Genomic DNA, 7114 nt, shown 5'->3' with positions numbered 1-7114 from the left:
GAGAAAATCGAGAGTATCCGTAAGGATTGGAGAAAGCCATGGTTCACAGAAGAAGCGTTACAATGGCCCTGCAATCTTTCCGGACGCGAGTATAATGGCATGAATGCCATTATGTTGCTTATACATTGTGAAAAGGAAGGTTACAAGATTCCGCGCTTCTGCACTTTTGAGTGTGTACAACGGCTCAACAAATCCGATAAGGACAATCAGGAGAAACCTCGTGTTTCTGTACTTCGTGGAGAGAAATCATTCCCAATCATGCTGACTACATTCACCTGCATACACAAGGATTCTGGTGAGAAGATTAAGTATGATGACTACAAAAAACTATCTGATAACGAGAAGAAGGAATACAATGTTTATCCTAAGATGCAGGTATTCCGAGTCTTTAACGTGGCACAGACCAACTTGCAGGAGGCAAGACCGGAGCTGTGGCAAAAACTCGAAAAGGAGTATTCGCTACCGAAGATTGAGAACGGAGAGTATTTCAGCTTCGCTCCCGTCGATGCGCTGATAAAGGACAATCTGTGGATTTGTCCGATCAAACCACAGCATCAGGATAACGCTTACTACTCTATATCGAGAAATGAAATCGTTGTGCCGGAAAAGGAACAGTTCAAATCTGGAGAGGCGTTCTATGGAACACTATTCCATGAGATGACACACTCGACCGGTGCGGAAGGAGTTCTCGACCGTATCAAGCCGACAACTTTCGGCTCGGCAGAGTATGCGCGCGAAGAATTGGTAGCCGAGTTAGGCAGCGCATTGGTTGCCCAACGTTACGGCATGACGAAACATATAAAAGAGGACAGTTGTGCCTACCTCAAAGGATGGCTCGACGAATTGAAGGAATCGCCACAATTCATCAAGACAACTCTGTTGGATGTGAAAAGAGCGGCTTCTCTGATTACCCAAAAGGTGGATAAGATTGCACTGGAATTGGAGCAGAACATTGATGAAGAGCAAACAGTAGCACCGAAAGAAAAAGTGTATTATTCTTCCGTGGCCTATCTTCAGCTTACCGATGACACGATGCGGTTGGACGCATTCAAGGATAAGGGGGACTACGAAGGACTGCTGACTCTCGCCAAGGAGTATTATGACGGTAACGGCATTAACGAAGAATATACTTATTCTTCTCCCATACAGAACCGAGGAGACAATCTTTTGATTGAGGACAAGGATTTTGCTGTGGTGTACAATGGGAGTGTCGGGGGAACTTATGAAGTGATGCTGAAATTCACGGAAAAGGAAGTACGCGACCATATCAGGCGTTATGGTATCGAACATGCTGGAGATACATTAAAAGGGGTAGCCAAGGAGATGGCTACGGAACAATTCGCTATCATGACACAACAAAAGATTCCTGCATTTGAAATGCCGAATGGTGATGTGCTGTATGTCAGCTATAATAAAGAATCCGACATGATAGATATCGGGCCGGTTACTAATGCGGGACTTGTCGCACAACATCGTTTCCCATACGACCATAATGCTTCGTTGGATGCCAACCTGCAAACCGTGAACGAAAAGCTGAATAATATGGAGGAATACCGGGAAGAGCTACAAGAAGCAGAGTACAGCGGCGGAATGCGCCGATAAAACGGAAAAAGATGCGGAGCTGTTTGCTCCGTACCTTTTCTTGAATTTATTTTATTACTCTAACAAATTATCTATCATAGACTGTAAATTTGTTATATCGCAATACTGATTATGTCCCCCTCTGTAATCTTTCGCGTGTTGGGCTGTCCGGATTAAGAAAGAATCGAGTTCTATTTTTACACCGCTACCCATTCGGGACAAACCGGAAGAGTGACTGATGTAAACGAATTTACCGTTACGTTCTATGAAACAAGAGGTATTATAATGCCCCTTTAAGTTGAATGTTACTTTTGCGCCAACGGCTGTTGCGTACTTGGAAATCTCACGTACTAAGGCCGTTTGGAAACTGCGGTATTTTTTTGAAACATAGACTCCTGCATCTGCAAGGATTGCGTTCTGCCATTTGGTATAAAAATTCTGTGCCATATTTTTAATATTAATTCTGTAAATAATTCTCCCAATTCTCTTTGTCAATAGTTAATTTGTTCATTTCCCAATCGTATTCCACTTCCGGCATATCAGAATAAGGGAAATACACAGTGTAGCCTATCTGTCCATAAGAACAATGTAGCGGTATAACGCAAATCTCCTGACCACAATAAGGCTGTGGCGTACAATATTTCTTCCAATCAAAACGACCTGCTGCTATATTGCAGCAAAGTAATTTTAGAGTTACTATACCTTTCCAACTCTGAAAATCTTTTTTATAACCTTTTTTCATACTACTAATGTGCTATATTATAATAAACTTCGGGTTCACTTGACACGTTGTAAATCCAGCTTCCGCAACGTACCAATAGAGCATTCTTGCCATAATAGAGTTTCTTCATTCCGGTTATACTTCCTGTTATGTGAAAGTTAGGGAAACGACTGATGTCTATTTTCTGTGCATCGCATCTGTAGAGTGTTTTAGTTCTCATTGCATTTATTTTTTTAAGTTGTTTTTTATTTCCCTCTTCTTGAAGCCTTCCGACTTTACCCAAGAGGTTGTTTCATGTGCATTTTCAACGGTGGATGCAAGAACTATGAGCAAGTAACCGGAATGAAATTTTATGAATACCGGAATCTGTGATTGCGGAAGGTTACGTCAAATTTCATTTCAGGTAGCAACAGCGGTACTTGAACATCGTTTGCCACCGTACCTTTGCGCACGAAACAAACAATGGTGCATGTCGGGACTGTGAGAATGTAATACAATTAGAACAGGTAATATAGAATCGGTAAAAGAGGCTGTGAATTGGTAACAGAGGTTCGGCAGAACATGGTCTATAAAAGTAACCGGACTGTTATATAGGAAGATGATAACCACCCGCTTGAGTTGCGGGTGGCTTTAAAAAAATTATATGGAGTATCAGAAGTGATAGTCGATGACTCCTCCGATATAGAGTATCGTTCCCGGTTCAAGCGTACAGACAAACTCCATAAATGCAAAAGATTTTTCGGCAAATGACTGGTATCCCTCTCCGTCCAAATAGAAATGATACGCAATATCCAATGGATTTTCCAATGCCTTTTCAAGTTGATAAACAGGGCCTACAAACTCCAACATATTTTCCGTCGTAATAGCTTCAGCTTTCTTACGGATGTTAGTCACAAAGTTCTCTTTCCATTGTTCCACACCACCAATGTAGCGTATGGTGTCATCACCTACAAGTTCGAACATATCTTTTGGTAGAGCAGTATTGACCAAATAACGAATATCCTCCTTACGTTCTTCGTCATCTATCTCCGCACAATAGTCATAGAAACTGCCATCTCCTTGATGGAGAGTGTCTTCATTCAGATAGTTTTCTTTTTCTATCCACATTTTAGAAATCTGAAAAATTCGGCTGTGCATAATTTTGAAATTTAAATGATTAAACTTTATTCCCTTTACTTGAAGCTCTTTCGGCTTCTTGTCAGGAATGATTTTTATGCGAAATTGACAGCAAGGAAAGGATGGATAAGGCAAGTAAACAGTGAATGGAATGAAGTGGAATACCCAAATCTTCGATATGCGGAAGGCTGCCACAAGTATCCGGGAACTGTTAGCGCAGCGTTACTTGACGACCATTCTAAAGCTGTATCTTTGCATACAAAATCTCTCAGATAAGAACTGCCGATGTGCGATATAAAGAATATCTATAAAAGACTGGAGAAGCACTCTGAGACTGTATAAAAGGACTGAAGGCGACAAAGTCTCCAATCTGCATGAAATCAGAGAAGCTTATCGGATAATGATAGTTCGCTGCACGCTGTCAGCATACCGTCATTTCGTTTTCTGCATCGGATTAGTCTTAGCCTGCGGCATATTCATAGATGTTACAGAAAGAATTGTCGTTTTCATCTTTCCGTTGTTCGGCAATAGCAAGAATTTCTGTTATTGATTCGACAGACTGACCGCTTATCACCTCAAACCACTTGAATACTTCTGTCTGGTTGACAAAATATTCCTTGTACCATTTGTCGTCTGGAGTACATAGGTCTGCAATGTACTTTTCGGGAAAGTATTTACTCTCTTGGTCATTTGTCCAGTACTCCGCCAGACCCGACTCTTCCGATTGATAGAAATAACATAGTGTTGGGAATTTCTCACATACCAGTTCAAGTGTTTCATCACACGGAAACCAAGCCGTTTCCGTTGTGAATTTCAAGAATGTCAGGCCAATAAATGTGTTATACTGTTTAGAAACGGAGTACGACGAGTAAAAAAGGAATAGGACCGGTTGTGGGAGTTCGGTGGAGCATGGCTATAAGAGTAATCGGGCTGAATATACAATACAAGGAAATGCTATCCACCCGCTTTGGCTACAGGTGGATATGTTATTGTCATTCCGCACCTCTCATGATGGTGAGTTGGTCGGGACGGTTAGGAAACCAATAAGAATCACTGTCAATATATACACATCTGCCACTATTACAGAGATTCCCAAAAGCTAAGACCTCACAAGGTCCAAATATCACTCCATAATCGTTTGTAAACGCCACCATATCTCCCACACTCAAGTCGTTTTCCGTATCCATCACCTTGGAAAGGTGGTCGTAAAACTCAATACCTTCAGCTTCACGTTCTGTTTTCCAACGCAAAAAGTCTTCTTTATGACTTCTACCGGTATGTATCGGTGATAATTCAGAAGGAAAAACCTCCGCTTCCGAAGTATCAGATGCAATCAAAATAACGCTATCCTCTTCAATGTTTTCCGGAATAGAAGCCACTTGGTAAACCCCATTAGACAGACCACTATCTGGGTCATGCCAATAAAGAAGATTACCCAACTTGATAAAATCGTATTTTCCCATATTCTTTGATTTATTATTTCCCTTTGCTTGAAGCTCTTTCGGCTTCTTGCCGGGGATTGATTTTTATGCAGGATTAACAGTGGAATAAGGGCGATAAGACAAGTAAACAGTAAATGGAATGGAACGGAATACCCAACCTTCGAATGTAAGAGCAGAAGCAGGCTTGTCCTTTTATACCTTGCAATGAGAAGGGGACTGAAAGTCAATCTTTGATTTGAGGAAGGCTGCCGTAAAATATCCAGGAACCGTTAGCATAGCGGTGCTTGACAATCGTCCGGACACTGTACCTTTGCATATAAAATCTCTTCGGCCAGATTTGCCGATGGTGCGATAAGGGAATACTCAGAATGGAAAAACATAAAAAGGGGTATCATATTATAGGCGAAATATATAACAGAGCTAATATAAGTCCTAAAAAAATATTTTTGCTATCTTTGCCAGCGTATTATATAATATTAAGAACATAACAATGGAAAAAACATTTACACAAATCTGTGAATTGTTCGATCAATTCTCAAAAGATGCCAACCTCCAGATGGAGAAAGGCAACAAAGCTGCCGGAACTCGTGCCCGCAAAGTATCACTTGAACTTGAAAAACTTCTCAAACAGTTCAGAAAAGAGTCACTTGAAGCATCGAAATAATTTTCATTCTGGTTCTGACAGTAGGAAAATGGCGAACTTCACGTGTACCATATCGAAAAAGCCTCTTCGCTTCACAGCGGAGAGGCTTCATTGATTATGACAAAGTTAAACATCAATTATGCGAAATTTCTATTTCGCTTTTGGAAAAAACAACTCCACTTTCGTATGTCTGTTGGCTTCCACGGGCGTATAGTCGGCAATTCCACCTTTGCTAACTCTGATAATCCGCTTGGCTGGTATTCCACGTTGTTCCAGTTCTGCGGTAATAAAACCTGCTCTCGATATACTCAAAGAATCATTGATACTTGATGTTCCTGTAGAACTGTCAGCAGCACCAGTTACCCTCACGGATAAACTGTATTTCTTAGCTACACGAGCCAGTTCGTCAAGATTAAGCCTCTGTGAGGTATCCGTCAGATGTGTCGTATTGAGAGCAAAAAAGAAATAGATGGGTGTACCGATGCACTCTCCATCAGCGTATGAAAGAACCGTGGAATCCATAGCGAGGGTGTCCTGATGGGCGGACTGCACATTTCGGGAAGCCGTGTAATTATATGATGGCTTTCCATTCTCTGTCTGAAGAATAGTCGTGTCAAGAGGTGACGACCCGTCCCAATAGCTATGCTTCAATCTTGCACGAAGCGAGTTCAAACCGCTATAATTATTTATAGGATATCTGCATCCGGTTATATCGTCGTTGTCAAAGATATGGCTATATGTATCGAGTAGTCCTTCGATTTCCAGAATTTTCTTTAATTCCACGAGTGTTCGCTTATCTTGATTGTGACGTCCCACATAACGCCTGTTCTCCTCCGAAAGGAAGTTGCCATAATCGACAAGCAGTTCGTTCCGATGGATGTATGGTGCCGTATCCACCGCGCGCTTCCAGCCGACCTTACCGAGATGAAAGGTGAATCCGGCAGTCAGCGAAAGCATGTGATCGCCCAGACGGTTTGGATAGCCATATCCGTCGAAATCCTGGAATGTAGTTGTGTTAGAGAGTTCCAGCATAGCACTAACCCGTTTGGAAATACGGTATTGTGTTAGTATGCCGTAAGAAAGCGCAAAGGGATTGTTCCCGTTGGTGGCGTTATGTAGCAGACCGACACCCATAAAGGGTGCAAGCCTCCAACGTACCTGTTCCTGTCGGGCATATCTGCGTCCAAGGAGATTCCACAGGAGATCTGCATGGATATAATGGTAGTCCTGCGTAGATAATTGTGCATCCTTAAACTGCAAGCCACTATAATTTACCCTTGCGCCGACCAAAGGAGTAAACCATTTGCCGACGGCGAGGCTGTACGAAGGTTTCACTCGTCCAAAAAGGTCTTCACAACCGAGAGGTGTACCAAGAAAAACTGTCGCACCTCCGGATATGCTAACAAACCAGTTGCCGGTTCGAGATGCCGGAAGTAGCACCCCGTTGAGATAGACGGGCTGCATCGGTTGAAGCAATTCCGCTACTTCATAATGAATAGTGTGTCGTACAGTGTCCTTCTGTACGGGTTGTACACTTGCTTGTGCCTGCAACGTGCAGAGCAAAGCGAAGATGAAAATAATTTGTTTCGTCATATTCCAATGATTTCATTA

At 42.1% G+C, this 7114-nt stretch carries 10 protein-coding genes; 3 read left to right on the top strand and 7 right to left on the bottom strand.

Going from position 1 to position 7114, the window contains the following annotated elements:
• The coding region (locus BSCG_RS01670; RefSeq protein WP_032849854.1) for a zincin-like metallopeptidase domain-containing protein at positions 1 to 1602 on the top strand (1602 nt) is incomplete at its 5' end.
• Between the two features lie 54 nt (positions 1603 to 1656).
• Here BSCG_RS01670 and BSCG_RS01675 read toward each other — a convergent pair.
• The 4 genes from BSCG_RS01675 to BSCG_RS01690 form a co-directional block, all read right to left on the bottom strand.
• A complete protein-coding gene (locus BSCG_RS01675; protein ID WP_004308703.1) occupies positions 1657 to 2028 on the bottom strand; it encodes a hypothetical protein in 372 nt (123 codons plus the stop codon).
• Positions 2029 to 2038: 10 nt separating this feature from the next.
• Complete coding sequence (locus tag BSCG_RS01680; RefSeq protein ID WP_004308705.1) at positions 2039 to 2323, bottom strand: hypothetical protein; 285 nt, start codon at positions 2321 to 2323, stop codon at positions 2039 to 2041.
• A 4-nt stretch (positions 2324 to 2327) separates the two neighbouring features.
• Positions 2328 to 2522 carry a hypothetical protein gene (locus BSCG_RS01685; protein ID WP_004313635.1) on the bottom strand — a complete coding sequence of 65 codons (195 nt, stop codon included), beginning with the start codon at positions 2520 to 2522 and terminating at the stop codon, positions 2328 to 2330.
• Between the two features lie 431 nt (positions 2523 to 2953).
• Positions 2954 to 3439: a hypothetical protein gene (locus tag BSCG_RS01690; RefSeq protein ID WP_004323429.1), complete on the bottom strand. Its 486-nt coding sequence runs from the start codon at positions 3437 to 3439 to the stop codon at positions 2954 to 2956.
• A 15-nt stretch (positions 3440 to 3454) separates the two neighbouring features.
• On the opposite strand from BSCG_RS01690, the gene BSCG_RS30700 reads away from it, so the two are divergent.
• Positions 3455 to 3694, top strand: coding sequence for a hypothetical protein (locus tag BSCG_RS30700; RefSeq protein WP_008659509.1), 240 nt, complete (start codon positions 3455 to 3457; stop codon positions 3692 to 3694).
• A 184-nt stretch (positions 3695 to 3878) separates the two neighbouring features.
• Here the strand turns inward: BSCG_RS30700 and BSCG_RS01700 are convergent, their stop codons facing one another.
• Both BSCG_RS01700 and BSCG_RS01705 read right to left on the bottom strand, forming a co-directional pair.
• Complete coding sequence (locus BSCG_RS01700; protein ID WP_004308712.1) at positions 3879 to 4235, bottom strand: hypothetical protein; 357 nt, start codon at positions 4233 to 4235, stop codon at positions 3879 to 3881.
• Positions 4236 to 4410: 175 nt separating this feature from the next.
• The gene (locus BSCG_RS01705; RefSeq protein ID WP_004308716.1) at positions 4411 to 4881 is read right to left on the bottom strand and encodes a hypothetical protein; all 471 of its coding nucleotides are present in this window, start codon (positions 4879 to 4881) and stop codon (positions 4411 to 4413) included.
• A gap of 469 nt (positions 4882 to 5350) precedes the next feature.
• Here BSCG_RS01705 and BSCG_RS0128070 point away from each other — a divergent pair, with 469 nt between their 5' ends.
• Positions 5351 to 5524, top strand: a complete 174-nt coding sequence (locus BSCG_RS0128070) for a histone H1 (protein WP_004308720.1) — start codon at positions 5351 to 5353, stop codon at positions 5522 to 5524.
• A gap of 129 nt (positions 5525 to 5653) precedes the next feature.
• Here BSCG_RS0128070 and BSCG_RS01710 read toward each other — a convergent pair whose 3' ends face one another.
• On the bottom strand, positions 5654 to 7096 hold the full coding sequence (locus tag BSCG_RS01710; protein WP_004308721.1) for an OmpA family protein: 1443 nt from the start codon (positions 7094 to 7096) through the stop codon (positions 5654 to 5656).
• Positions 7097 to 7114 lie beyond the last annotated feature (18 nt).

This window comes from Bacteroides sp. 2_2_4, from assembly GCF_000157055.1.
Lineage (GTDB): Bacteria > Bacteroidota > Bacteroidia > Bacteroidales > Bacteroidaceae > Bacteroides > Bacteroides ovatus.
Note: the sequence above shows the minus strand (reverse complement) of the source record. Positions and strands in the feature narration are given on the sequence as shown.

Bases quoted from the DNA above. Each gene is read 5' to 3' on its own strand.
- BSCG_RS01690 (WP_004323429.1), bottom strand. From the start codon at position 3,439: ATGCACAGCCGAATTTTTCAGATTTCTAAAATGTGGATAGAAAAAGAA.
- BSCG_RS30700 (WP_008659509.1), top strand. From the start codon at position 3,455: ATGATTAAACTTTATTCCCTTTACTTGAAGCTCTTTCGGCTTCTTGTC.
- BSCG_RS01675 (WP_004308703.1), bottom strand. From the start codon at position 2,028: ATGGCACAGAATTTTTATACCAAATGGCAGAACGCAATCCTTGCAGAT.
- BSCG_RS0128070 (WP_004308720.1), top strand. From the start codon at position 5,351: ATGGAAAAAACATTTACACAAATCTGTGAATTGTTCGATCAATTCTCA.
- BSCG_RS01685 (WP_004313635.1), bottom strand. From the start codon at position 2,522: ATGAGAACTAAAACACTCTACAGATGCGATGCACAGAAAATAGACATC.
- BSCG_RS01710 (WP_004308721.1), bottom strand. From the start codon at position 7,096: ATGACGAAACAAATTATTTTCATCTTCGCTTTGCTCTGCACGTTGCAG.
- BSCG_RS01680 (WP_004308705.1), bottom strand. From the start codon at position 2,323: ATGAAAAAAGGTTATAAAAAAGATTTTCAGAGTTGGAAAGGTATAGTA.
- BSCG_RS01705 (WP_004308716.1), bottom strand. From the start codon at position 4,881: ATGGGAAAATACGATTTTATCAAGTTGGGTAATCTTCTTTATTGGCAT.